Source organism: Enterobacter cloacae complex sp. BZL2005, from assembly GCF_049238885.1.
Classification (GTDB): domain Bacteria; phylum Pseudomonadota; class Gammaproteobacteria; order Enterobacterales; family Enterobacteriaceae; genus Enterobacter; species Enterobacter roggenkampii.
The window spans coordinates 35,405-61,521 of sequence record NZ_JBMKGI010000015.1 but is presented as its reverse complement, the minus strand read 5'-3'; the positions used below and the strand labels follow the sequence as shown (position 1 = coordinate 61,521).

The window sequence follows — 26,117 nt, the reverse complement described above, 5'->3', positions numbered from 1 at the left end:
ATGACCCTGTGTAAAGGGGGACGTGCGAATTGCTATCTGCAATTTATCCTGACCAGGATCCTGGGATCCCGATCGGGACCGCGGATCATAGCCTAAACTGAGCCAGAGATCTTCTGTTTCTCACAGATTCTTCCCGATTTATCCACAGGAAGATCAGAAACCGGTTAAGTGTAAACGATCCTGGCGCGAGTGCCCCACGATTTAGCCCGCATATTGGAAAAATTAATGAGCACAGCCAATTTATTGCTTAAATGATCTAACGAAGATCCGGGACGATCCTTGCGCTTTATCGGTGAGCCCGTATAATCCTCGACCCGGCGCGTGATGCTCATCTTCCTGCGTCGTCCGTTGCTCATTTTCCACGCGAAAACGTGCGGAAATACGCGGGAAATAAGGAAAGAGAATTGACTCCGGAGTGTACAATTATTACAATCCGGCCTCTTTAATCACCCACGCTGAGGCGTTAGTCGTTCGAAACTCGTTCGGGTATACGCAAAAGTCAGTGAATTTATTCAAGTTTAGGTAGAAATCGCCATGAAACGCACTTTTCAACCGTCTGTACTGAAGCGCAACCGTTCTCACGGCTTCCGTGCTCGTATGGCTACTAAAAATGGTCGTCAGGTTCTGGCACGTCGTCGTGCTAAAGGCCGCGCTCGTCTGACCGTTTCCAAGTAATAAAGCTAACCCCTGAGTGGTTAAGCTAGCATTTCCCAGGGAGTTACGTTTGTTAACTCCCGCTCATTTCACTTTCGTCTTCCAGCAGCCACAACGGGCTGGCACGCCGCAAATCACCATCCTCGGCCGCCAAAATTCGCTGGGGCATCCCCGCATCGGTCTCACAGTCGCCAAGAAAAATGTTAAGCGTGCGCATGAACGCAATCGGATTAAACGTCTGACGCGTGAAAGCTTCCGTTTACGTCAGCACGAACTGCCTTCAATGGATTTCGTGGTGGTGGCGAAGAAAGGGGTTGCCGACCTCGATAACCGTGCTCTCTCGGAAGCGTTGGAAAAATTATGGCGCCGCCACTGTCGCCTGGCTCCCGGGTCCTGATAGCCCTCATTCGGGTCTATCAACGCCTGATTAGTCCGCTACTCGGGCCGCACTGCCGTTTCACACCAACATGCTCAAGCTACGGAATTGAGGCATTGCGCAGGTTTGGAGTGATAAAAGGCAGTTGGTTGACGGTGAAACGCGTATTAAAATGCCACCCTTTACACCCCGGTGGAGACGACCCCGTCCCCCCAGGACCCTTTGATACCAGAGAACACTAACGATGGATTCGCAACGCAATCTTCTTATCATCGCTTTGTTGTTCGTGTCTTTCATGATCTGGCAGGCATGGGAGCAGGATAAAAATCCTCAACCCCAGCAGCAGACCACGCAGACTACGACCACCGCAGCGGGTAGCGCCGCCGACCAGGGCGTACCGGCCAGTGGCCAGGGGAAACAGATTACGGTTAAGACCGATGTGCTTGAGCTGACAATCAACACCCGTGGTGGTGATGTTGAGCAGGCGCTGCTGTTGACCTACCCGAAAGAGCTGAAGTCTAACGAACCGTTCCAGTTACTGGAAACCACGCCTGAGTTTATCTACCAGGCGCAGAGCGGCCTGACCGGTCGTGACGGCCCGGATAACCCGGCTAACGGTGCGCGTCCACTGTATAACGTCGAGAACGACACCTTTGTGCTGGCTGATGGCCAGAACGAACTCGTTATCCCGATGACCTATACCGACGCCGCAGGCAACACCTTCACCAAAACCTTCACCCTGAAGCGCGGTGAGTATGCGGTGAACGTGGGCTACAGCGTACAGAACGCCAGTGCGAAACCGCTGGAGCTGTCGACCTTTGGCCAGCTGAAGCAGTCCATCAATCTGCCGTCTCACCGTGACACCGGAAGCAGCAACTTTGCGCTGCACACCTTCCGTGGCGCGGCGTACTCCACGCCTGACGCGAAGTACGAGAAATACAAATTCGACACCATTGCCGATAACGAAAACCTGAACGTCAGCGCTAAAGGCGGTTGGGTGGCGATGCTGCAGCAGTATTTCGCGACGGCGTGGGTGCCAAATAACGACGGTACCAACAACTTCTATACCGCGAACCTGGGCAACGGCCTTGCAGCCATCGGCTACAAATCTCAGCCGGTTCTGGTACAGCCGGGTCAAACCGGTAAGCTGGCCAGCACCCTGTGGGTTGGCCCGGAAATTCAGGACAAAATGGCCGCTGTTGCGCCGCACCTGGATCTGACCGTGGATTACGGTTGGTTGTGGTTCATCTCTCAGCCGCTGTTTAAGCTGCTGAAGTTCATCCACAGCTTCCTGGGTAACTGGGGCTTCTCCATCATCGTTATCACCTTCATCGTTCGTGGCATCATGTACCCGCTGACTAAAGCGCAGTACACCTCCATGGCGAAGATGCGCATGCTGCAGCCGAAGATTCAGGCAATGCGTGAGCGTCTGGGCGATGACAAACAGCGTCAGAGCCAGGAAATGATGGCCCTGTACAAAGCAGAGAAAGTGAACCCACTGGGTGGCTGCTTCCCGCTGCTGATTCAGATGCCAATCTTCCTTGCGCTGTACTACATGCTGATGGGTTCCGTTGAGCTGCGCCACGCGCCGTTCGCGCTGTGGATCCATGACCTGTCCGCACAGGACCCATACTACATCCTGCCGATCCTGATGGGCGTGACGATGTTCTTCATCCAGAAGATGTCGCCGACCACCGTGACCGACCCGATGCAGCAGAAGATCATGACCTTTATGCCGGTCATCTTCACCGTGTTCTTCCTGTGGTTCCCGTCAGGTCTGGTGCTGTACTATATCGTCAGCAACCTGGTGACCATCATCCAGCAGCAGCTGATTTACCGTGGTCTGGAAAAACGTGGCCTGCATAGCCGCGAAAAGAAAAAGTCCTGATCCGATAAGTTAACGCTAAAATAAGGGCGGTCGATTGACCGCCTTTTTTATTTGTATTGAACGAGAGCAACCATGAGCCATAACGACACTATCGTCGCCCAGGCAACCCCACCGGGACGCGGTGGTGTAGGCATTCTGCGTATCTCCGGCCTGAAGGCACGCGAGGTGGCCGAAGCGGTGCTGGGTAAACTGCCAAAGCCGCGCTACGCTGATTACCTGCCGTTTAAAGATGCCGACGGCACGCCGCTGGACCAGGGCATTGCGCTGTGGTTCCCCGGCCCGAACTCCTTTACCGGTGAAGACGTGCTGGAGCTTCAGGGCCACGGCGGCCCGGTTATCCTCGACCTGCTGTTAAAACGTATCCTGACCCTGCCGGGCCTGCGCATTGCCAAGCCGGGCGAGTTCTCCGAGCGTGCCTTCCTCAACGACAAGCTCGACCTGGCGCAGGCTGAGGCCATTGCTGACCTGATCGACGCCAGTTCTGAACAGGCGGCCCGCTCTGCTCTGAACTCGCTGCAGGGCGCATTCTCCGCGCGTGTGAATCACCTTGTGGAAGCACTTACTCACCTTAGGATCTACGTGGAAGCGGCTATCGACTTCCCGGACGAGGAGATCGACTTCCTCTCTGACGGCAAAATCGAAGCCCAGCTCAACCAGGTTATGGCCGATCTCGACGCCGTACGTGCAGAAGCGCGCCAGGGCAGCCTGCTGCGTGAAGGGATGAAGGTGGTGATTGCCGGACGCCCGAACGCCGGGAAATCGAGCCTGCTGAACGCCCTGGCGGGCCGTGAAGCGGCAATCGTAACCGACATTGCCGGCACCACTCGCGACGTGCTGCGCGAGCACATCCACATCGACGGCATGCCGCTGCACATCATCGATACCGCCGGTCTGCGCGATGCCAGCGACGAAGTTGAGCGCATCGGTATCGAACGCGCCTGGCAGGAGATCGAGCAGGCCGACCGCGTGCTGTTTATGGTGGACGGCACCACGACCGACGCCGTTGACCCGGCAGAGATCTGGCCGGACTTTATTGCCCGTCTGCCGGCCAAACTGCCGATCACCGTGGTGCGTAACAAAGCGGACGTGACCGGCGAAACGCTCGGTATCAGCGATGTGAATGGTCACTCACTGATTCGCCTGTCGGCGCGGACCGGTGAAGGCGTGGATGACCTGCGTAACCATCTCAAGCAGAGCATGGGCTTTGATACCAGCATGGAAGGCGGCTTCCTGGCGCGTCGTCGTCACCTGCAGGCGCTGGAAGAGGCGGCAAACCACCTTGTTCAGGGTAAAGCGCAGCTGATCGGCGCGTGGGCGGGTGAACTGCTGGCGGAAGAGCTGCGTCTGGCACAGCAGAATCTGAGCGAGATCACCGGGGAGTTTACGTCGGACGATCTGCTGGGACGGATCTTCACGAGCTTCTGTATTGGCAAGTAAGTTTTAGTCCACCCTCGTCCGTGAACGTTCACTAACCCGCATTAACTGCCTGTTAATGCGGGTTTATACTTTCCATACTCGTCCATAGTCGTGCGGGTTCATCCGCGATTTTTGTGTCCTGAATTGTGACCATCTTTAAATCCCTCGCGTGTCATTGTTTATTTTTTGAGCTAAAAATCACATCAAATGGACACAAAAAACGGTATAAAAAACGCTCAAATCTGCCTTCTCATGGACACAGTGAAAAAGAAGGCGTCAATAATCCAATATTAAATAATCTATTAGAAAGGATGCTCATGGACACACTGTAGAGGTGAGATATGGCACTTTCAGATACCAAACTACGCACACTTGCCCCCAGAAACCGCCCTTGGCAACTTGCCGATCATGACGGGCTGGTGATTGAAGTTCTTCCCACCGGACGAAAAATCTGGCGTTTCCGCTACCGCTTTGACAACAAATCGCAAAAGATCACGCTGGGCGAATACCCGGCTTTCTCACTTGCAGAAGCGCGGCTTTGGCGTGAAAAGTGCCGCTCAATGGTTGCCCATGGCATCAATCCCGCGCAGAAAAAGCAGGAAGAAAAGCTTAAACAGAAAGACCCAACGACAGTCAAAACATTCGCCAAACGCTGGCTGACCGATATCGTTGAAAAAAGTAACCGCGATCCGCGCAACATCACTCGCGTTATCGAGAAGGACATCATTCCCATCATCGGGAAGCTGGAACTCGAAGAACTCACAACTGCCCATATTCAGGTCGTGCTCGACCGCATCAAGCAACGAGGTTCGGATCACGTCGCGCTACTGACGCGAAACGTGCTTAAACGCATGCTGGCCTATGCGATTTCCAGGGGAATCATATTCAACAACCCGGCAGCCGCTATCGAGGCCCGTTATATCGCACAAGCAACAAGCCGCGACGTGGCGCTAACCGCAGAAGAGATCGGAATCCTATTACGGGGGATCTACACCTCTAACATGAACCGACGCCACAAGCTGGCTTTGCACCTGCTGATCATCTGCATGGTGCGTAAATCGGAGATGATTGAAGCGACATGGAGCGAAGTTAACTTCAACGCGCTGGAATGGCGTATCCCCGGCGAAAGAATGAAGATGGATAACCCGCATATTGTTCCGCTGTCAAAGCAGGCGCTGGCGATGTTCGAAGAGCTAAAATTTCTGGCCGGAGATTCTCCATACGTCTTCCCCAGCCGAAACGACCACCGACGCCCAATCTCCAAAACAACGCTTAACTGCGCAGTGCGTACACTGGATCTGAACGTCAGGGATTTTGTTATTCATGACTTCCGGCGTACTGCCAGCACATTGCTCCATGAGCAAGGCTACAACTCAGACTGGGTGGAGAAATGCCTGGCGCATAAGATCGGCGGCGTTCGCGGTGTTTACAATCGTGCGGAGTACCTGAATCAGCGCCGGGAGATGCTTCAGTCCTGGGCGGATTTTGTTGATGCGCAGATTGAGGAGGGGCGGAAAGTGGTTATCGGGAAGTTTGGGAAGGCTTATGAGATAAACATTAGAAACAGATAGTTAGGAAAAATTCAGTCTAAAATAGCTTAGTATGAGAATCACCTTCACCTTAAGAAAGTTACATAACAGATTGAAAAATTTAAATTTTTATAAAAATAGAAAGGTTGAGAAATTTACGTACGATGTGCATAATAGGCTCATTGGACGTACCTAATTTAATGAGCTAACACATTGAAAAAGCAGAGCAAGAAAAATATTAATGAGTATCTTAGCGTTACAGATCGTAACCCCCTCCTATTGCAGGGAGATGCCCTTTCTGTTCTGAAGTTAATTCCTGATAGCTCAGTTAATTGCGTCATTACTTCGCCTCCGTATTGGTTACAAAGAGAATATGAGAGTGGAGGTCTTGGCCAAGAAAGGAAGAAAGAAGATTATATTGCAAGCCTTCTTCTAATTTTCTCTGAAATTAAGAGAGTGTTAACTAATGACGGTTCTTTTTGGCTCAACATAAACGACACTTATAATAAGAAAAGTTTATCAGGAATTCCCTGGCGTGTCGCCATTGCTATGATGGATGAGCAAGACTGGATTTTGCGCAATGATATCATCTGGAACAAACTTAAGGGTGGTATGGATAGTTCAAAAGACAGATTAAATAATATCCATGAAAATATTTTTCATTTTGTGAAAAATGCAAAATATTACTACAACATTGATGCTATCAGAACAACTTCACGGAAAGCATCCATAAAAAATGGCGCTGTAGTATCAGCAACTGGCATCACTGGTGTGAATTATAAGAGAAGAATTGAACTATCAACCACACTATCTGACGAAGAAAAAAACCTAGCATTTACAGCTCTTGAAAATATCCTTGAAGAAATAGCCAAAAATAAAATATCTGATTTCCGAATGGTTATTAGAGGACAGCATAGAATTACACATTCAGATAGTGAGAAGATTTCTGGTCGAGCTCGAGAACTGCGAGATAAAGGATTTTATTTCCTTAAATATCATCCAAAAGGAAGTAAACCTAGCGACGTATGGGAAATCCCCCCTGAGGATGCTCAAAAGCGAGGAGCTCATTTTGCTCCATATCCTGAAGAGGTTTGTATAATTCCTATATTATCAACATGTCCTCCTAATGGCATAGTTCTTGATCCTTTTGTTGGAACAGGCACAACAACGGCTGTTGCTTGTAAGTTAGGTTATAGATCAATCGGTATTGATATTTCTAAAAGCTATTTAAACATTGCTGAAAAACGAGTTAAAAATACATAAAAATAGGAGATGATTATGTCTGACAATGATTATGATGTTAATAGTTATACATTTAGTTTGATCACCCAAGGTCGACATAAATTCTATTCTTTAACACTATATTCTGATGTTCTAGCTGAAACTTGTTTTGTGACAACAAGATATGAAGATCCCTTAGAAGGTTTTCAACGCCGACTAGATCAAAGACGGGCCCAAGAAATTGCGGACTATATTGATAGTGGTTTTGGTACAATCCCTAATGCTGTCGTGCTATCTGCACAGCCAGAAGCAGAATTAACTGTCAAAAAAGGTGGGCGTGCATTAACGATAAAAATGCATCCAAAAGCATTTCTAGTTTTGGATGGCCAACACCGAGTGTGGGGTTATAAATTAGCGAAAAGTAAACTACGTATCCCAGTAGTAATTTATACAGGATTAACAAAAGCAGAAGAAACAAGGTTATTTATTGATATAAATACAAAACAAAGACCTGTTCCAAGTGAGTTACTGCTCGATATTAAACAACTCGCTGAATTAGAAGGCGATACAGAAAGTCTTCTTAGAGATTTATTTAATCAGTTTCAGAAAGACAAGTTTAGTGTATTAAATGGATTATTAAGCCCTAATGAGAAACTTAAAGGTAAAATAAGCAGAACTACTTTTAACACCAGTTTTTCAAATATAATTGGCGTTCTTGGAAACAAAGATACAACAGAATTATACTCTATATTTAACTCTTATCTGGGAGCCGTTATGGATATTTTTGAAAAATCAGGAGTTAAAGATGAAATAACAACGCCAAATATTTTTAAAGCAATTATTTCATTTTTCCCAGAAGTCGCATCCAGAGTTAAATATAAATTTAATGCAGAATACAGCATTGATAACTTTTCTGAAATAATTCAACCTGTTATGCCCGCACTAAACAAAGGCATAATATCGAAATCTAAACGCTCTTACAAAGTACTCCTTGATACACTAAACAACTCATTGACAAAAAATTTCCAACTTTAAGGAAATATTACTATGTCAGCGGCATCTGATGTATTAAGACCATATTACATTGATGGTTTAGCAAACATGAGTGGTGTTACAGACACCACCTTTAAAACATGGATAGAATTAGAGCCTCAAATTCTTGATAGTTATGATGAGACTATTAAAAAATTTACATTTTATATAGGTGATAAAGAGAAATTACTACGCTCAATTGCTTTTGATATTTCCAGAATGTCAATTGCCACATTTGAATCCATATATTACATATCTTCGGAACACGAATTACCACGATCCACTGCGTGGCCATTAATAAGATCTTATTATGCGGCTTTTTTTGCAGCTCATACTATTTTAAGAATATTTGGTTATGCTGTCATTCAATTAGAAAAAGGTCAGTCTGATAAGTTAGGAAATGCATTAAAATATCATGCAATTCCACCGAAGAGTAGCATCGGTGACGGCCTTCATTTAGTCATTTTCCATAAAGATCTGACATCATTCTCCATACAAAAGTTAAATAACGGCTCTCATGAAGACACTTGGTTAGTTCTTTCCGAATTATTAACAAAAATCTCTACAGATTTTTTAATAGACAAAAATCCTGTAAGCAATCAAAAAAAACAAGATCTTTTTGGAAAGATTGACACCCTAGTAAAAATAATGAAGTCACATCCTTGTCATCATCGTGCAAATTGGTTGTCCAGACTTCGGAATGAGATTAACTACCAGCACAAACATGGAACCTGGTATCCACATGAAAAATCTAAGAATTTCAGAGAAAATGTGTTCAACAATTTAAATTCATGGTGTAAAGAACCAAGAATCCAACTTAATGAAAAAGCTCACCAACTAGATAAGTATACTCAAGCTTGTACATTTCTCGTATCATTAACACGAGAACTTATATACGATATATTAGATAGAAACCCCTCAGATGAATCATTTTTGAAATCATCAACAGTTAAAGCATTAAAACAAGCTGAAAATAAAAAAATCGAATAGTACATTAGAGGGTGCTTATTATAAAGCGCCCCTCTAAATAGGATGATAAATATCATATCTCATATAAATATGAAGTATTAACATACCTTAAAGAAATCATCATTTTGCTTAATTATAAAACTTTCAAATCCCAAAAACAGTTTCCCGCATCTTTCCGCTTCCCCACGCTCTACCCTATCCCCAACTCTTAGCAGTACCCCTAAAAGCTTCCTGTTCTAAGACGAACTGCGACCTGTAAGAAGCGCCTTTGGCGGTCAGCCCCCCGGTCAACCAGGGAACGAAGCGTAGTCTGAAACTGACCTCCTGTCTCGATACAGGTGACCACACCCTATATCGCTACCCTGTTGCAAGCGTAGCGACAGACAGAACGCTGTAGAGAAGTCGGACGGCATTGCCGAAGGCTTTGCGTCCGTACTTCCTGCTGAATGTGCAAAACGCGGCGTCACTTTTAAGAGCGCAAGCGAGTAAAAGTGACGCCAGCGCGCAGATCAGCTTCAACCCAGCTACTGCCTGCAATTCCACTGCAACAAACAGGCTGACACTCAAACAGATGTCAGAAATTCACTTACCCAGAGGAGAAACCAGCACTACCGAACCGATACCGGAGGACAGGTCATTTTACCTGTGGGGATATACCTGCCTGAGCAGGCGGCTGCATTCGTGCATCACCGTACCCCGTCATACCTCATCCGCGCATTCTCCGGCGCACCGGTATCGTTCAGCACAGCACGCTGTGCCCAACCGCGCGTCGGAGAATTGAGTGGAGAATAGCTATGTCGAAACTTACAAAACGCATGGAAAAACTCGCCCTGCTGGCTGGCGGCAGTTTTAAAACAGTCCATGATCGCCTCCGTATCGCCGGGCGTTTAAGCCAGCATCTGCACAAGCTGAATATCCAGATTCAGGATCTCCAGCATATGAAATCGTCACATATCGAAAGCTACGTGATGGCACGACGGGAAGCAGGAATTACGCCACGCACGCTACAAAACGAGATGGCCGCCCTGCGCACCATCCTTGCTCAGTCTGGACGTCAAAAATTTGCCCAATCGGAGCGCATCAGCAATAAAGCGCTCGGGCTGGGTAACGCCAGCCGGGCAGGAACGCATCTGCCATTAACCTCAGAACGCTGGTTGTCGGCGCTGTCTGCTTTTCATGAAAAGGATGAAGGGCTGGCTCTGACGCTGGAGCTTGCCAGAGCAATGGGTTTGCGTTCACAGGAAGCGGTGCAGTGTTGTCAGTCTCTGAAGACATGGGCCGCTGCGTTAGAGCGTGGAGAAAATCGATTGCAGGTGGTTTTTGGCACCAAAGGATCACGTTCCCGTCAGACGGTGGTGCTCGAACCTGAAAGGCTACGCAGCATCATGAACCAGGCTATCCCCCTGATGACACAACGCGGGGGACGTTTGCTCAATAAACCCGATCTGCGCACCGCAATGAATTACTGGCGTGGCAGCGCAGTTCGCGCAGGACTGACTGGCCCCTATGCACCACACAGTCTGCGCTATTCATGGGCGCAAGAGGCGATGGCGCACTACCAGCGACAGGGGCTGAGTATAAAGGAAGCCAGGGCGATGGTTGCGATGGATCTCGGTCATGGCGATGGTCGAGGGCGCTACATCCAGCAGGTGTATGGGAGGCAATCATGAGCTATTACGTTTCTGCCGTATCCGATCGGGCACGCAATAACTGGCCGAAAATATTTGAACAACTTGGCATTTTCATTCCACCAAATCATCGGCATGGCCCGTGTCCCTGTTGTGGGGGTAAGGATCGCTTCAGGATGGATGATCTGGAGGGGCGCGGCACATGGTTCTGCAATCAGTGCGGCGCAGGTGACGGACTGGATCTGGTTTCCCGCTTCTTCGGTTGCGCACTGGTTGCGGCCGCCGGAATGGTGCAGGACATGGATCCTGTACCGCTGGTTCCGCCAGCCAGGGAAAAATCACAGGCTTTGAATATGGAATCGCGTATTAAGACACTGCTTCGTCATTGCGAATCCGGAGAAGCGCCGTATCTGACAACGCGAGGCTGGCGACGAGCCCAGTGGCTTCTGACTGAGCGTAGTAGCCGGACAATCTGCGGCGTGCATTTCGGGGCGGGTACGCTGGTATTGCCAATTCGAAATACAGGCGCGCAGCTGACAGGTGCGCAGTTCATTCATCCAGGAGGGAAAAAGTACCTGCTGCCCGGTAGCCATCTGAAGGATTGTTTTTGCCCGGTACATCAGGCGAGCCGCAACGGTAGACAGGAACCCTGGGCACCGGACAACAAACCACTGGAAGGCATCATCATTACCGAAGGATATGCAACCGCGCTTGCGGTCTCATGCCTTCATCATTTTCCGGTCGTTGCTGCCCTGTCGGCACACAACCTGAAAAATGTGGCCATCGCTTTCCGGGCGCAGTGGCCTGAATGCCACCTTATCCTGGCTGGCGATAATGATTGCAGTCAGGAGAAAAATACCGGGTTGCTGAATGCAACCGCCGCTGCCGAGGTAGTGAAGGGCTGTGTGGTTCTCCCTGCAGACACCACATTGAGCGACTGGGATGAATTTTACCGTCACTACGGTGAATCCATTTCCCGGATTGTGTTCAACCAGCAGCTTCCTGCAAATCTCAGGTCGTAAGCCATGACAGCATCAGACCGTACTCTCACCACCACCCTTCCGCTGCGCCGGGGCTCGGAAGGTTTTAACACGAGTCAGGATTATCTGGTTAAAGGACTCATTCCCGCCGGGGCGCTGTGCAGTATTTACGGCCCCGGCGGCTCTTTTAAATCCTTTCTGGCGGTATCGCTGGCGTGCCATATTGCCAGCGGTACGTCATGGGGCGGAAGGCGAGTCAATCAAGGGGCTGTGCTGTTTATCGCCGGAGAAGGAGGAACCGGTGTATCGCGGCGGATCCGCGCCTGGGAACTCAGCGTTAATGACGAGATGGCGCTCGATAACCTGTTTCGCGTCGACTGCCCGATCTTTCCAGCCGCTCCGGGAAGCATCGAGCAGGAGATCCTGGCGGCAAAGGACATTCAGAACATGACCGGAATGCCGGTACGGCTGATCATCCTCGATACGCTGGCCCGCTGTTTTGGTAACTCAGATGAAAACACCGCGCGGGATATGGGCGCATTTATCCAGGGTTGCGACGCCATTCGGTATCATACGCGCGCAGCGATGATGATCGTTCATCACTCGGGTAAGGATCAGGAACGGGGCGCACGCGGTTCAAGTGCTTTTCAGGCCGCGCTAGATGCCGAGTTTAACGTCAGGCGCGAGGGACGTCGCAACGCTATCACCCTGAGTTGTACAAAGATGAAAGATGCGGAGATGCCGGAGGTCACCGCCTACGATCTTGAGGAAGTCGTTATCTATACCGATAGCGATGGCGAACCAGTGACCTCACTGGTGCTGAATGACGAGCCCAGGCAACCTGACGATGACTTACTGAGTAGTGGCATACCACCCGACGTTCCTCATATCACCCGCAACCATACGGCGTTATGGCGCTGTATTAACCAACGCATCAGCCAGAATAAGCCTTGTACCCGCGCGCTCTTGCGCGACGATCTACGCGCAAAGGGAATTAACGTCGAGAAGAAATTTTCGCGCTGGCTGGAGAAACTGCTGCGCGAGCAACTGATTGTGCTCGATGGAAAACAGATCCGGCTCCCGGATACGGGGGAATGATGGTGGAACCCGGAATATGTGGTGGATACACTGGCAGGTACTCGACTCCCCCCACATTATTCATCTTTAACAGCGAAAGATGGGGGATGCCCTTTCAACCCGTGCCATTGCTGTGCTCATGGAATTCACCTCAGAGAATATGGGGGAGCCAGCCAGGAAAAAGTAGGTGGGGGAATCAACCACAACATCTGTCCCTGATGCTGTGGTCGCTGTAAGAATTACTGAGGTAATTTCTCGTCTCTAAGCCGTCTGATCTCATCCTCTTCAAAAGCATCCCTTAATAGTTGTAGCTGGTCGGCAAGGATGAGAAGCAACGCATAATTCGGGCCGATATCGTCAGGATGCTCAAGCATCACATGCACCAGGACTCGCGAGCGATCGACCAGTTCTCTGGCTGAGGGTTGTTCTACGGTGATTTTCATAGATACCTCCGGCCGAGGCTGATGCAATGGGAAATTCAGGGACAGGACACATACGCAGCGCTCCGCTTCGTGATAAGCAGGTTAACGCCACCACCGGAGACGCCAGGCTCACTGGTGGTGACCCAGACAGGGTTGGCGTACCGGTTATCACGACCCGGCGCTTCTATCGAAGCCCCTGCCTGAGCCACCATTGAAGGGGCGAGCGCAGGCCGCGCCAGTAGCACTGCAAACATCGCTACCGACACTCGTGATAATTCGGAACGCCAATTCCGGTTGCGGTTTTGCCGCAACGTGGGGACTATAGCGCAAGTCAGTACGCAAAAACTATGCTTATCGCCTCATAACAGAGGGCTTATGCGTGCCGCATAAAATCTTATATTCAGTTATTAAGAAGGCAAGATTCATTGGCAAAAGCTATTGCCACTACAGAGTCAGCCTGCTAACTATGTTGATTGTTTGCTAATGGTGATGGCCATGACTACCGAATATACCGTTGTTGAATCTGTTCCCTCTGCCGAAGATTTTTGTCGTTTACGAAGTATATCAGGGTTGTCAGCACGACCGCTTGAGGCTGCCAGGGTGGGTTTGCCGAGAAGCTGTTATGGCGTACACATTCTCTGGCAAGGAGTGCCTGTCGGCATGGGGCGTATCGTTGGAGATGGTGCATTAAACTTCGAGATAGTCGATATAGCCGTCGACCCCGCCCATCAGGGGCGTGGACTTGGCCGAATCATTATGGAAAAAATTATTCGATGGCTGGACAGCAACGCTTATAAAGGGGCTTATGTCTCTCTGGTGGCTGATGTACCGGAACTCTACGCGAAGTTTGGTTTTGAGTTAGTCCGGCCGGAAAGCGAAGGAATGGCGAGAGTCTGGGGGTAATGTTGTCATCTGGATCAGCAAACATCCCGCTTTTGTGTCCTTGAATGTGCCCATAGCCATGACTTCAAAGTAACGTATCGCTGATAGATTAACGAGTTAGCTCGATTTTCCAGCTTCTGTATTGTTCCCGCTAATCCATGGTGATTTCCTCCTGGGAAATCACCATTGTCCAAATGGCAACTCGCCTAATCCCTTTTCACCCCCTATCCTGCATGCCTGCATCTATGGGGGGTTTATGGCGCGTTTTCTGTTTTGTAGTTTCGCATTAGTTCTGCTTTATCCGTCCGGTATTGATATGTATCTGGTGGGATTACCGCATATCGCCCGCGATCTGGGCGCCAGCGAAGCGCAGCTGCATATTGCGTTTTCGGCCTACCTCGCGGGGATGGCGTCGTCGATGGTCTTTGCCGGGAAGATCGCGGATAAAGCAGGCCGTCAGCCTGTCGCAATCGCCGGTGCCATCGTTTTTGCCCTGGCGTCCCTTCTCTGCTCACAGGCGCAAAACAGCACCGTGTTCCTGACCGGGCGCTTTATCCAGGGCATCGGTGCGGGCGGTTGCTACGTGGTGGCGTTTGCCATTTTGCGCGACACCTTAAGCGCCCAGCGTCGCGCCAAAGTGCTGTCGATGCTGAACGGCATTACCTGTATCATCCCGGTGCTGGCCCCGGTCGTGGGCTATCTGATCATGCTGAAATTCCCGTGGCAGAGCCTGTTCTGGACCATGGCGACCATGGGCGCGCTGGTGTTTGTCCTGTCGATTGCCGTGCTGAAAGAGACCCACCCGGGCTCGCAGAATACCGGCCATACCGCAACCCTTCACCCGGCAGAGAAGCTTCTCAACCGCTTTTTCCTCAGCCGTCTGGCCGTGACCACGTTAAGCGTGGCGGTGATCCTGACCTATGTAAACGTTTCCCCGGTGTTGCTGATGGAGACCATGGGCTTCGATCGCGGTGAGTATTCCACGGTGATGGCATTAACCGCGATGGTCAGTATGGCCGTTTCGTTTTCGACGCCGTTTGCGCTGAATATCTTCCGCCAGCGCACGCTGATGGTGACCTCACAGGTTTTATTCCTTGCCGCAGGCGCGATCCTGGCGACCACCAGCTCACATGCGGTGATGCTGGTGGGCATTACGCTCATTTGCGCCGGGTTCTCGGTTGGCTTTGGCGTGGCGATGAGCCAGGCGCTTGGTCCCTTCTCGCTGCGGGCAGGCGTGGCGAGTTCGGTGCTGGGGATCGCGCAGGTCTGCGGCTCGTCGCTGTGGATTTGGCTGGCAGCCGTAGTTGGCCTGAACGCGCTGAATATGCTGATCGGGGTTCTGATTGGCTGTAGCATAGTCTGCATTACCTTACTTATGGTCATCCAGTCCGCGGCGCACTATGAAGAAGCCCATCAGCAGTCTCGATCTTAACCTGTTGCTGTGCCTGCAGCTTTTGCTGCAGGAGCGCAGCGTTACCAAAGCGGCGAAGCGGATGAACGTGACGCCGTCGGCGGTGAGTAAATCACTGGCCAAGCTGCGTGACTGGTTTGACGACCCGCTGTTTGTCAAAACGCCGTTAGGGCTGCTGCCGACGCCGCTGACGGTGAGCCTGGAGCAGGATCTGGCTGACTGGATGCAAATCGGCAACCAGATCCTCGATAAATTCCATCATGATTCTCCGGGCGGGCTGACGTTCGTGCTGGCCGCGGAAACGCCGCTGATGCTGATCCGCTTCAATACCCTGCTGGAGCAGGTGAACCAGCGCTATCCGCAGGCGACGGTGAAAATGCGCCAGTGGGATTACGACTCGCTGGACGCGATTACGCGTGGCGAGGTGGATTTGGGCTTCACCGGGCGTGAAACGCATCCGCGATCCCGCGAGCTGCTTAAGCTGATGCCGTGGTTTATCGACTACGAAATCCTGTTCAGCGACCGCCCCTGCGTCTATCTGCGCGAGGATCATCCGGCGCTTCAGCAAGAGTGGAATCTGGAGACCTTCCTGCGCTATCCCCACATCAGCATCTTCTGGGAACGCAGCGATACCTGGGCGCTTGATGAAGTGTTAAAGGAGATGGGACGCGATCGTACTATCGCCATGAGCCTGCCAGGCTTCGAACAGGCGATGTTTATGGCGGCGCAGCCCGGCCATCACTATATCGCCACCGCGCCGCACTACTGTCACCACTACAATGAACTCCACCAGCGTAAGCTGATCGCGCTTCCGATCCCCATTGATGAGGAGCAGGCGGATAAATTGACCGTGCCCTTCACGCTGATCTGGCATAAACGGAACAGCCATAATCCCAAAATTCTCTGGCTGCGGGAGACCATCAAGGCGCTGTACGGTGCGAGCGATCCAATTTTTGCCTAAGAAAATGTAAAGTTCGGTCCTAAGGCTTCTCTTACTTCCATTTACTGATTAAAACAGGAGGCAAGTTAAGCGATAATCATGTAACCGTTTAACCGATTACGACCATTATCAAGGAGCGAAAAATGGCTACGCACTTTGCAAGAGGGATACTTACAGAAGGACGTCTCGTATCGGCAAGAATTTCTTCAGCCTGTCACCGTGAAGCACTCACTCTTCCGGAGCATCGCAGGTCGCGGTTTTTAGCGTCCCGAGCGCTTCTCGCAGAACTGATGTTTATGCTGTACGGCACCAGCGAGCTGCCGGACATCATTACCCAGCCAGAAGGCCGCCCGGTCTTTGCGGACCCGGATCTCCCTCGTTTTTCCATTGCCTACACGGGCAATATCATTGGGGTCGCGCTAACCACCGAAGGGGACTGTGGGCTCGATATGGAGCTTCAGCGCGCGACGCGCAGCTTCCACGGTGGTAACGCGCATCAAGACTATCCGCTCTCCAGCAATGAGAAGCTGTGGGTACGCAACCAGAACGATCCTGTTGAAGCCAGAGCCCAGCTCATTACCCTGCGCCAGAGCATTCGCAAGCTCTGCGGATGCGCCTCAGACGACGCCAGCCTGCTGCAGCTGTTGCCTGGTTCCGGACGTCTGCGCGCCGCCCAGGCCACGCTGGTTGAAGCGCTCTGCGACGCGGAGGATGTGCTCATCTGGTCCATCGCGGTGACCCCCGCCATCGAACGCATGAAAATCTGGGAATTTGACAGTCAACAGGGATGGCGTAGCCTTCCTGATGTGCCCGAGCGCGCCAACGAGCCCGCCGCACGTCTGATGCGATTAACCAGTTTACCGGCAGAAAAAGCATTCACCCTTAGCTGATCCAATCAGGGTCATCATGATGAAACAGGAGTAATCATGTCTGATACGTTGAAAGTTGTTACGTTACTGGGAAGCCTGCGCAAAGGTTCATTTAACGGGATGGTAGCCCGCACGCTGCCACAGCTGGCACCTGCAGGTATGGAAATTAGCGCCCTGCCGTCTATTGGCGATATTCCGCTTTATGATGCTGACGTACAACAGGAAGAAGGGTTCCCGCAGAGCGTTGAGGCGCTGGCCGAACAGATCCGCCAGGCTGACGGCGTGGTCATCGTCACGCCAGAGTACAACTACTCTGTACCCGGTGGTCTGAAGAATGCCATCGACTGGCTGTCCCGTTTACCTGAGCAGCCGCTGTCAGGCAAACCGGTGCTGATCCAGACCAGCTCCATGGGCGCGATTGGCGGCGCGCGCTGCCAGTATCACCTGCGTCAGATCCTGGTCTTCCTCGATGCGATGGTGATGAACAAGCCGGAATTTATGGGCGGAGTGATTCAGAACAAGGTCGACCCGCAAACGGGTGAAGTGGTGGATCAGAGCACGCGCGACCATCTCTCTGGCCAGCTGACGGCGTTCGGGGATTATATTAAGCGGGTTAAAGCCTGATAAAAAAGCCCGGTGGCGCTAGCGCTTACCGGGCCTACACTCGTCAGTAGGTCAGGTAAGCGAAGCGCCACCTGACACCACAAACCGCACCTTAGTGCGCGTCAATAAACACAATCTTCAGTACAAACAGCAGCGCCACAACGATGACGCACGGGCTGAGGTCGCGGAAGCGGCCGGTACCGATCTTCATTACGCAGTAAGAGATAAAGCCCAGCGCGATACCTTCGGTAATCGAGAAGCTGAACGGCATCATCACGGCGGTAATAAACGCCGGCACCGCTTCGGTTAAATCATCCCACTTCACGCGAGACAGGCTGGAGGTCATCAGCACACCCACGTAGATCAGCGCACCCGCTGCAGCGTACGGAGGCACCATGCCCGCCAGCGGCGAGAGGAAGATCACCAGCAGGAACAGAATACCCACGACAACCGCCGTCAGGCCGGTACGGCCGCCCACGGAGACGCCGGAAGAGGATTCAATGTAAGCGGTCACAGACGAGGTCCCGATAAATGAGCCGGTCACAGAGGAGATACTGTCCACAAACAGCGCCTGCTTCATGCGCGGGAATTTGCCTTTCTCATCTGCCAGACCCGCTTTGTCGGTCACGCCGATCAGCGTACCGGAGGAGTCGAACAGGTTCACCAGCATGAAGGAGAAAATCACGCCCGCCAGGCCCAGGTTCAGGGAACCCGCCAGATCAACATGACCAACAACGGTAGAGACGCTCGGTGGCGCGGAAACGATGCCGTTATAGTGAACGTCGCCCAGCATCCAGCCCAGCAGCGTGGTCACCACGATGGAGACCAGCACCGCCGCATGAATATTGCGGGAAGCCAGGATGGCGATGATAAAGAAGCCCAGCACGCCCAGCAGCACGTTATGCGAGGTCAGGTGACCGATGCTCACCAGCGTATCCGGGTTCGCCACGATCACGCCGGCGTTTTTCAGCCCCATCATCCCGATAAACAGACCGATACCGCTAGTGATGCCCACGCGCAGGCTCACGGGAATGTTCGCAATCATCCAGTAACGCACGCGGAAAATGGTCAGCAGCAGCAGGCCAATCGCACCCCAGAAGATGGCGCCCATACCCACCTGCCACGGCAGCCCCATCGCCTGAACCACCACGAAGGCAAAGAACGCATTCAGACCCATCGCCGGGGCCAGCGCGACCGGCAGGTTAGCGAACACACCCATCAGAATGCTGCCGAGGGCCGCGATCAGACAGGTAGTCACGAAGACGGCGCTGGTATCCATGCCAGCAACGCCCAGAATTTGAGGGTTAACAAAAACGATATAGACCATCGTCAGGAAGGTGGTGAAACCGGCGATCACTTCGGTGCGTGCCGTCGTGCCGTGCTCGCGCAGTTTAAACACGCGCTCAAGCAGACCCTGACCAGATGTCTGGGTAGTGTGTTGTTGACTCATCATCAATTTCCGAACAAGGAGGGAAAATTCGTCGCTATCCTATACCAAAATGCGACAATAGTGGCGGTTACGTGATACTTTTTTCATTGAATTTGCTTATACGGCAACGATTGCGTTCCGGTGAACTGCCGTACGTAAACGTTAAACTGGTTAAAAGGGAAAGGCATGTCCGGAATTGAAGCGGTATTTTTCGACTGCGACGGTACGCTGGTCGACAGTGAGGTCATTTGTTCCCGCGCGTATGTCGCCATGTTCCAGGAATTTGGCATTACGCTGGAACTCGACGAGGTGTTTAAGCGCTTTAAGGGCGTGAAGCTCTACGAGATCATCGACATCATTAACGAAGAACACGGCGTCGTTCTGGATAAAACGGCTCTGGAACCGGTGTATCGCGCCGAGGTTGCACGCCTGTTCGATTCGGAGCTGGAGGTGATTCCGGGCGCAAACGCGCTGCTGGATGCCATGACGGTGCCGATCTGCGTGGTCTCCAACGGGCCGGTCAGCAAAATGCAGCACTCGCTCGGCAAGCTTGAGATGCTGCACCACTTCCCGGAAAAACTGTTCAGCGGCTACGATATCCAGCGCTGGAAGCCGGACCCGGCACTGATGTTCCATGCGGCAAAGGCGATGAACGTTAACGTAGAGCATTGCATTCTGGTGGATGACTCGTCTGCGGGCGCGCAGTCGGGGATTGATGCGGGGATGGAGGTGTTTTACTTCTGCGCCGACCCGCACAACAAGCCGATCGATCATCCAAAAGTCACGACCTTCACCGATCTGGCGCAGCTACCCGCGCTGTGGAAGGCGCGCGGGTGGAATATTACGCGTTAAGCCGCCCCTCCCGGCAGGGAGGGCGACAGGTTTATCTGAAGAGCTTTTGAACAAACTCAGCATACGCCGGACGCCAGACGTCCATTTCGTGGTTCAGACCGGGGTACATTTTATAGTCGAATTTGATGCCCTGCTTTTCCAGCTCCGCTTTCAGACCGGCGATATCTTTGCCGGTCACCGAATCGCGCTCTCCCACAACGACGGTGAAGTTATGCAGCTGCCGGTTAATGGCCTCAGGCTGCTTAAAGCGTGCGGCCACGCCTTCGTCAGGCACGGTTGTCGTGGTAACGCCGCTGAACGTTCCCAGCCAGCCGAAGCTCTCCAGATGATTCATCCCGGAGACCAGCGCCTGATAACCGCCCTGTGACAATCCCGCCAGTGCCCGGCCTGCCGCATCTTTACGCACGTTGAAGCGTGTATCCACCAGCGGAATAATCTCGCTCATCAGTTCACGGTCTGCGGCTTTCGCATTGAGCGGATAGAAAGACTTCCGTCGTTCTACCGGTGGGAAGTTCTCGGGGATGGCCTCAGTGCTCTCCGTCTCGGTGTCGGGTACCACCACCAGCATCGGTTTGATTTTCCCTTCGGCCATCAGGTTATCCATGATTTGCGGCAGACGGCCCTGGTCGATGGCAGAGAGCCCGGTATCCCCAAAGCCATGGTAGAAGTAGAGCACCGGTAAGGGTTCCCCTGTGCCGTTGTAGCCAGGGGGAGTCCATACATAGACGCGGCGCTCTGACTTGAGCGACGGCGAGTGCCAGGTCAAGGTCGTCAGATCGCCATGCGGTACAGGACGATCGTCGAGAATACTGCCCGGAACCAGAATCAGGCTGGTGTTCACCTGCCGCTGGGGTTTTTGATAGCGGCTTCCCGTGTCAACTGAACGGAAACCATCGATGTCGAAATAATATTCGTACAGATTCGGTGCCATCGGCTCGCTTTTCCATGACCAGACGCCATTTTTCTCTTTCGTCATATCATGGGAAACCTGGCTTTCAGGCATTGACCCCGTCACCACGGAGACTCGCGTTGCGCCGGGTGCAAACTGGCGAAACGTAATGCTTTTATCCGCATTAACCTGGGTCACATAGTGGCTGACCGGGGTAGTCTGGTCAGGTGTGACCGGCAACGGTGCGGCAATCACGTCTGTTCCAGTACCGATCCCGATGCTGATGGCCATCGCCAGGCACGCTAATGAATTTTTCATATACCATCCTTTGCTGTTTTTTCGTCTCACGTTAGCGCGTTTCGAACGTCAGGCAACGGATGAAGGGGAAAATTGTGATTACCCTAGAAATAACAACGCCGGTGAGTACCGGCGTTGTTATCAGATGACAGGATTACTCTTTCGGATCTTTACCCGCCAGCAGCTTGTCCAGCTCGTCGCCGCCCACGTGACGGAAGTCCTGACCCTTCACGAAGTAGAAAATGTATTCGCAAATATTCTGGCAGCGGTCACCGATACGCTCGATAGAGCGCGCGCAGAACAGGGCCGTCAGCACGCTCGGGATCGTACGGGAATCTTCCATCATGTAGGTCATCAGCTGGCGCACGATGCCTTCATACTCCTGATCGACCTTCTTGTCTTCACGGTAGATACGCACCGCTTCGTCCAGATCCATCCGCGCAAAGGCATCCAGCACGTCGTGCAGCATCTGCACGGTGTGGCGGCCCAGTGACTCCAGGCTGACCAGCAGCGGCTGATGCTGCTGAGAGAACTTCTCCAGCGCGGTGCGGCAGATTTTATCGGCGACGTCACCAATACGTTCCAGCTCGGCGATGGTTTTGATGATCGCCATCACCAGACGCAGGTCGCTCGCCGTCGGCTGACGTTTCGCGATAATGCGCACGCAGGCTTCGTCGATAGCCACTTCCATCATGTTGACGTTTTTATCGCCTTCAATGACGCGCTTCGCCAGCTCGCTGTCCTGGTTGTGCATCGCCGTAATCGCATCAGAAAGCTGCTGCTCGACCATGCCGCCCATGGTCATCACCTGGGTGCGAATGCTTTCCAGCTCTGCGTTGAACTGGCCGGAAATGTGTTTATTAAGATTGAGGTTGTCCATGGTTTCTCCACATGCACTAAGGCAAATCAACCGTAGCGGCCAGTAATATAATCTTCGGTTTGTTTCTTCGCGGGCTTAGTGAACAGATCGTCCGTGTTACTGAACTCAATCAATTCACCCAGGTACATAAACGCCGTGTGATCGGAGCAACGCGCAGCCTGCTGCATGTTGTGGGTCACGATAACCACGGTGTAATCCTGCTTCAGCTCGGTGATCAGTTCTTCAATACGACCGGTTGAAATCGGGTCCAGCGCTGAACACGGCTCATCCAGCAGCAACACTTCCGGGCGAATCGCAATACCGCGCGCAATGCACAGACGCTGCTGCTGACCACCTGAGAGAGAGTACCCGCTCTGGTGCAACTTATCTTTGGTTTCGTTCCATAATGCGGCCTTGGTCAAAGCCCACTGCACGCGCTCATCCATATCGGCACGGGAGAGCTTTTCAAACAGACGAACGCCAAAGGCGATGTTGTCATAAATAGACATCGGGAACGGCGTGGGTTTCTGGAACACCATCCCCACTTTCGCGCGCAGCAGGGCGATATCCTGAGCCTGGGTCAGAATGTTTTCGCCGTCGAGGATGATTTCCCCTTCAGCGCGCTGCTCCGGATAGAGCGAATACATTTTGTTAAAGGTACGCAGCAGCGTGGATTTCCCACAGCCGGACGGACCGATAAATGCCGTGACCTGGTTCTTCGCGATATCCAGGTTGATGTTCTTCAGGGCATGGAATTTGCCGTAGTAGAAGTTCAAATCACGAACCTGAATCTTACCCGGGGCAGTATCAACCATACTCATTGACTCATTTCCTCATTCGGCGCCGCGAGCTGCCGCGCCGTAAAAAATTAACCGTGTTTCTTCTTCGCGAAAATGACGCGCGCCAGAATGTTCAGCAACAGTACGCAAAGGGTAATGATCAGCACCCCGGCCCAGGCCAGCTGCTGCCATTCCGCGAAGGGGCTCATCGCAAATTTAAAGATCGTCACCGGCAGGTTGGCGATCGGCTGCATCATGTCCGTGCTCCAGAACTGGTTGGAGAGGGACGTAAACAGCAGCGGTGCCGTTTCACCCGCAATACGCGCCACCGCCAGCAGGATACCTGTCATGATCCCGGAGACCGACGCCTTCAGCGTAATCGCAGAGATCATCTTCCATTTTGGCGTACCCAGCGCGTAAGCCGCTTCACGCAGGCTGTCCGGCACCAGTTTTAGCATGTTCTCGGTGGTTCGAATCACAATCGGCACCTGCAGCAGCGCCAGCGCAATGACGCCCGCCCAGCCGGAGAAGTGTTCCATCTGCGCCACCACCACGGTGTAAACGAACAGACCCACGACGATAGACGGGGCTGACAGCAAAATGTCGTTAATGAAACGAATCACTTCCGCCAGCAAGGATTTACGACCGTATTCCGCCAGGTAGATACCCGCCATAATGCCCAGCGGCGTGCCGAAGACCGTGGCCCAGAGGATCAGCAACCCGCTGCCCGCCAGGGCATTCGCCAGGCCACCACCCACCGTGTTCGGCGGCGGCGTCATTTCGGTGAACAGCGAGAGTGACATTCCGTCAATCCCGCGAACGACCGTTGAAAAGAGGATCCAGACAAGCCAGAACAGACCGAATGCCATCGTCGCCATAGAGAGCGTCAGGGCAATGCGGTTTTTCATGCGGCGTCTGGCCTGCATTTTGCGGCGGGATTCCGCCAGTTCAGCAGTAGCTTGCATTTCGAGAGTGGCCATTAGCGTGCTCCCTCATTTTTAGCGAGACGCATAATCATCAGCTTGGAAATCGCCAGAACAATGAAGGTAATAACGAACAGAATCAGACCCAGCTCCATCAGCGCCGCAACGTGCAGGCCGGATTCCGCTTCCGCAAATTCGTTTGCCAGTGCAGAGGTAATACTGTTGCCCGGCATGTAGAGCGACGCGCTGTCGAGCTGGTAGGTGTTACCGATGATAAAGGTAACCGCCATGGTTTCACCCAGCGCACGACCTAAGCCCAGCATCACGCCCCCGATCACCCCATTTTTGGTGAACGGAAGAACAATGCGCCAGATCACTTCCCAGGTGGTGCAGCCGATACCGTAGGCCGACTCTTTCATCATCACCGGCGTTTGTTCGAACACATCGCGCATCACCGCCGCAATGTACGGAATAATCATGATGGCGAGGATCACACCCGCCGCCAGAATGCCGATACCGAAAGCCGGGCCAGAGAACAGGGCCCCCACAAACGGAATGGCAGAGAGGACGTTACCCACCGGTTCCTGGAAGTACGTGGCGAACAGCGGCGCAAAGATAAACAGGCCCCACATGCCGTAGACGATACTTGGGATGGCCGCCAGCAGTTCGATGGCGATACCCAATGGGCGACGCAGCCAGCCCGGCGCCAGCTCCGTCAGGAACAGGGCGATACCGAAACTTACCGGAACCGCAATCAGCAGGGCGATGAACGAGGTCACCAGCGTGCCGTAAATCGGCACCAGTGCACCGTAGATATCGTTCGGCGCATCCCACTCTTTACTCCACAGGAAGGAGAAACCGAATTTCTGGATGCTCGGCCAGGAGGAGAAAATCAGAGACACGATAATGCCGCCCAGCAGCAATAGCACAATCAGCGCAGCCAGTTTGACCAGCGCGCTGAAAATCATGTCACCTTTTTTACCCGGAGGGTTAAATGCAGGCTTGGTTGCAGCCATAAATTACTCTTCTGTTTGAGACGTTTTTACGAATATGCCCGGTGGCGCTGACGCTTACCGGGCCTACAGAGTAAACCGTAGGGCGGGTAAGCGCAGCGCCCCCCGCCATCTTCGTTAAATATATCCTGTTAGTACAGCGCTTTACCGCTGCTGTCTTTCACGTTGGTTTTCCATGCAGCGCGAATCTGCTCAACCACGTTGTCTGGCAGGGTGGCGTAATCCAGAGCGTTAGCCTGTTTGCCGCCGTTTTTGTATGCCCAGTCGAAGAACTTCAGCACTTCAGCGCCCTGTTCAGGTTTCTTCTGCTCTTTGTGCACCAGGATGAAGGTGGTAGAGGTGATTGGCCACGCCCCTTCGCCCTTCTGGTTAGTCAGATCCTGCGCGAAGGATTTGCTCCAGTCAGCGCCTTTGGCGGCGTTAGCAAAGTTCTCTTCGGTCGGGCTAACCGGTTTGCCGTCGGCAGACACCAGTTTGGTGTAGGACAGGTTGTTCTGCTTCGCGTACGCATACTCTACGTAGCCGATGGAGCCAGGCAGACGCTGTACGAACGCGGCGATACCGTCATTACCTTTACCGCCCAGACCGGTAGGCCAGTTAACGGTAGAGCCGGAGCCGACTTTAGATTTCCACTCTTCGTTCACTTTCGCCAGGTAGCTGGTGAACACGAAAGAGGTACCAGAACCATCCGCGCGGCGAACCACGGCGATGTTCTGGGAAGGCAGCTTCAGGCCTGGGTTGAGTTTGGCGATCGCTTCGTCATCCCATTTTTTGATTTTGCCCAGGTAGATGTCACCCAGGGTTTTGCCGTCCAGCACCAACTCACCCGACTTCACGCCCGGCAGGTTGATCGCCAGAACCACGCCACCGATCACGGTAGGGAACTGGAACAGGCCTTCCTGAGCCAGTTTGTCATCAGACAGCGGAGCATCTGATGCGCCGAAATCAACCGTGTTCGCGGTAATTTGTTTTACGCCACCGGAGGAGCCGATACCCTGATAGTTAACCTTGTTACCGGTTTCTTTCTGGTAGGTATCCGCCCATTTGGCATACACCGGCGCAGGGAAGGTTGCACCAGCGCCAGTCAGGCTTGCTTCTGCAAATACAGAGAACGCGCTCAGAGATAAGGTCGCGGCGACAACAGTTGCGACAGTGGTACGCATAACTTTCATAATGTCT

The 26,117-nt window shown here is 52.5% G+C and carries 26 protein-coding genes and 1 pseudogene; 18 read left to right on the top strand and 9 right to left on the bottom strand.

What is annotated here, in order from left to right:
- Window positions 1–534 precede the first annotated feature (534 nt).
- The 12 genes from rpmH to ACOTXI_RS20105 all read left to right on the top strand — a co-directional run bounded on the left by rpmH (window position 535) and on the right by ACOTXI_RS20105 (window position 12,791).
- Window positions 535–675, top strand: coding sequence for a 50S ribosomal protein L34 (gene rpmH / locus ACOTXI_RS20160; RefSeq protein WP_000831330.1), 141 nt, complete (start codon window positions 535–537; stop codon window positions 673–675).
- 16 nt (window positions 676–691) lie between these two features.
- Entirely contained in the window at window positions 692–1,051 is a 360-nt protein-coding gene (rnpA, locus tag ACOTXI_RS20155; protein WP_021242673.1) for a ribonuclease P protein component, read from the top strand.
- On the top strand, window positions 1,015–1,272 hold the full coding sequence (yidD, locus tag ACOTXI_RS20150) for a membrane protein insertion efficiency factor YidD (RefSeq protein ID WP_001307474.1): 258 nt from the start codon (window positions 1,015–1,017) through the stop codon (window positions 1,270–1,272). The genes rnpA and yidD overlap by 37 nt, the downstream gene beginning before the upstream one ends.
- A gap of 2 nt (window positions 1,273–1,274) precedes the next feature.
- Window positions 1,275–2,918 (top strand): membrane protein insertase YidC, encoded by a 1,644-nt coding sequence (gene yidC / locus ACOTXI_RS20145; protein WP_008500173.1) that lies wholly within the window; start codon window positions 1,275–1,277, stop codon window positions 2,916–2,918.
- 72 nt (window positions 2,919–2,990) lie between these two features.
- Entirely contained in the window at window positions 2,991–4,355 is a 1,365-nt protein-coding gene (gene mnmE, locus ACOTXI_RS20140; RefSeq protein WP_058653718.1) for a tRNA uridine-5-carboxymethylaminomethyl(34) synthesis GTPase MnmE, read from the top strand.
- Window positions 4,356–4,675: 320 nt separating this feature from the next.
- On the top strand, window positions 4,676–5,905 hold the full coding sequence (locus ACOTXI_RS20135) for a tyrosine-type recombinase/integrase (protein ID WP_072205814.1): 1,230 nt from the start codon (window positions 4,676–4,678) through the stop codon (window positions 5,903–5,905).
- 171 nt (window positions 5,906–6,076) lie between these two features.
- Window positions 6,077–7,126 carry a DNA-methyltransferase gene (locus tag ACOTXI_RS20130; protein WP_072205815.1) on the top strand — a complete coding sequence of 350 codons (1,050 nt, stop codon included), beginning with the start codon at window positions 6,077–6,079 and terminating at the stop codon, window positions 7,124–7,126.
- Window positions 7,127–7,141: 15 nt separating this feature from the next.
- A complete protein-coding gene (locus tag ACOTXI_RS20125; RefSeq protein WP_065365818.1) occupies window positions 7,142–8,119 on the top strand; it encodes a DGQHR domain-containing protein in 978 nt (325 codons plus the stop codon).
- A 12-nt stretch (window positions 8,120–8,131) separates the two neighbouring features.
- On the top strand, window positions 8,132–9,106 hold the full coding sequence (locus tag ACOTXI_RS20120) for a hypothetical protein (protein ID WP_126287341.1): 975 nt from the start codon (window positions 8,132–8,134) through the stop codon (window positions 9,104–9,106).
- A 773-nt stretch (window positions 9,107–9,879) separates the two neighbouring features.
- Complete coding sequence (locus tag ACOTXI_RS20115; protein WP_058653721.1) at window positions 9,880–10,755, top strand: integrase domain-containing protein; 876 nt, start codon at window positions 9,880–9,882, stop codon at window positions 10,753–10,755.
- A complete protein-coding gene (locus ACOTXI_RS20110; protein WP_058653722.1) occupies window positions 10,752–11,735 on the top strand; it encodes a primase-helicase zinc-binding domain-containing protein in 984 nt (327 codons plus the stop codon). Before ACOTXI_RS20115 ends, ACOTXI_RS20110 begins: the two co-directional genes overlap by 4 nt.
- Before the next feature lie 3 nt (window positions 11,736–11,738).
- Window positions 11,739–12,791: a helicase RepA family protein gene (locus ACOTXI_RS20105; protein ID WP_058653723.1), complete on the top strand. Its 1,053-nt coding sequence runs from the start codon at window positions 11,739–11,741 to the stop codon at window positions 12,789–12,791.
- Window positions 12,792–13,009: 218 nt separating this feature from the next.
- Here the strand turns inward: ACOTXI_RS20105 and ACOTXI_RS20100 are convergent, their stop codons facing one another.
- Window positions 13,010–13,213 carry a hypothetical protein gene (locus ACOTXI_RS20100; RefSeq protein ID WP_015959185.1) on the bottom strand — a complete coding sequence of 68 codons (204 nt, stop codon included), beginning with the start codon at window positions 13,211–13,213 and terminating at the stop codon, window positions 13,010–13,012.
- Between the two features lie 83 nt (window positions 13,214–13,296).
- Window positions 13,297–13,416 (bottom strand): annotated as a pseudogene (locus tag ACOTXI_RS20095) (ash family protein); the annotation flags it as partial.
- 271 nt (window positions 13,417–13,687) lie between these two features.
- Here ACOTXI_RS20095 and ACOTXI_RS20090 point away from each other — a divergent pair.
- The 5 genes from ACOTXI_RS20090 to ACOTXI_RS20070 all read left to right on the top strand — a co-directional run bounded on the left by ACOTXI_RS20090 (window position 13,688) and on the right by ACOTXI_RS20070 (window position 17,918).
- Window positions 13,688–14,095 carry a GNAT family N-acetyltransferase gene (locus tag ACOTXI_RS20090; protein WP_058653724.1) on the top strand — a complete coding sequence of 136 codons (408 nt, stop codon included), beginning with the start codon at window positions 13,688–13,690 and terminating at the stop codon, window positions 14,093–14,095.
- A gap of 235 nt (window positions 14,096–14,330) precedes the next feature.
- Window positions 14,331–15,506: an MFS transporter gene (locus ACOTXI_RS20085; RefSeq protein ID WP_058653725.1), complete on the top strand. Its 1,176-nt coding sequence runs from the start codon at window positions 14,331–14,333 to the stop codon at window positions 15,504–15,506.
- A complete protein-coding gene (gene yidZ / locus ACOTXI_RS20080; protein ID WP_008500176.1) occupies window positions 15,475–16,446 on the top strand; it encodes an HTH-type transcriptional regulator YidZ in 972 nt (323 codons plus the stop codon). Before ACOTXI_RS20085 ends, yidZ begins: the two co-directional genes overlap by 32 nt.
- Before the next feature lie 122 nt (window positions 16,447–16,568).
- Window positions 16,569–17,315, top strand: a complete 747-nt coding sequence (locus tag ACOTXI_RS20075; protein ID WP_058653727.1) for a 4'-phosphopantetheinyl transferase family protein — start codon at window positions 16,569–16,571, stop codon at window positions 17,313–17,315.
- Window positions 17,316–17,351: 36 nt separating this feature from the next.
- Window positions 17,352–17,918: an NADPH-dependent FMN reductase gene (locus ACOTXI_RS20070; RefSeq protein ID WP_014833835.1), complete on the top strand. Its 567-nt coding sequence runs from the start codon at window positions 17,352–17,354 to the stop codon at window positions 17,916–17,918.
- Window positions 17,919–18,009: 91 nt separating this feature from the next.
- Here ACOTXI_RS20070 and adeP read toward each other — a convergent pair whose 3' ends face one another.
- A complete protein-coding gene (gene adeP / locus ACOTXI_RS20065) occupies window positions 18,010–19,347 on the bottom strand; it encodes an adenine permease AdeP (protein WP_139152656.1) in 1,338 nt (445 codons plus the stop codon).
- A 165-nt stretch (window positions 19,348–19,512) separates the two neighbouring features.
- Between adeP and yieH the strand changes: the two genes are divergently transcribed.
- Complete coding sequence (gene yieH, locus ACOTXI_RS20060; protein WP_023326368.1) at window positions 19,513–20,178, top strand: 6-phosphogluconate phosphatase; 666 nt, start codon at window positions 19,513–19,515, stop codon at window positions 20,176–20,178.
- 31 nt (window positions 20,179–20,209) lie between these two features.
- On the opposite strand, the gene ACOTXI_RS20055 is transcribed toward yieH, so the two are convergent.
- The 6 genes from ACOTXI_RS20055 to pstS all read right to left on the bottom strand — a co-directional run bounded on the left by ACOTXI_RS20055 (window position 20,210) and on the right by pstS (window position 26,110).
- A complete protein-coding gene (locus ACOTXI_RS20055) occupies window positions 20,210–21,358 on the bottom strand; it encodes an esterase (RefSeq protein WP_087855335.1) in 1,149 nt (382 codons plus the stop codon).
- Window positions 21,359–21,518: 160 nt separating this feature from the next.
- Complete coding sequence (gene phoU, locus ACOTXI_RS20050; protein WP_008500182.1) at window positions 21,519–22,244, bottom strand: phosphate signaling complex protein PhoU; 726 nt, start codon at window positions 22,242–22,244, stop codon at window positions 21,519–21,521.
- A 26-nt stretch (window positions 22,245–22,270) separates the two neighbouring features.
- Entirely contained in the window at window positions 22,271–23,044 is a 774-nt protein-coding gene (pstB, locus tag ACOTXI_RS20045) for a phosphate ABC transporter ATP-binding protein PstB (protein WP_008500183.1), read from the bottom strand.
- A gap of 47 nt (window positions 23,045–23,091) precedes the next feature.
- Entirely contained in the window at window positions 23,092–23,982 is an 891-nt protein-coding gene (gene pstA, locus ACOTXI_RS20040; RefSeq protein ID WP_058653729.1) for a phosphate ABC transporter permease PstA, read from the bottom strand.
- Window positions 23,982–24,941 (bottom strand): phosphate ABC transporter permease PstC, encoded by a 960-nt coding sequence (gene pstC / locus ACOTXI_RS20035; RefSeq protein ID WP_008500185.1) that lies wholly within the window; start codon window positions 24,939–24,941, stop codon window positions 23,982–23,984. The genes pstA and pstC overlap by 1 nt, the downstream gene beginning before the upstream one ends.
- Window positions 24,942–25,069: 128 nt before the next feature.
- Window positions 25,070–26,110, bottom strand: a complete 1,041-nt coding sequence (gene pstS, locus ACOTXI_RS20030) for a phosphate ABC transporter substrate-binding protein PstS (RefSeq protein ID WP_008500186.1) — start codon at window positions 26,108–26,110, stop codon at window positions 25,070–25,072.
- Window positions 26,111–26,117 lie beyond the last annotated feature (7 nt).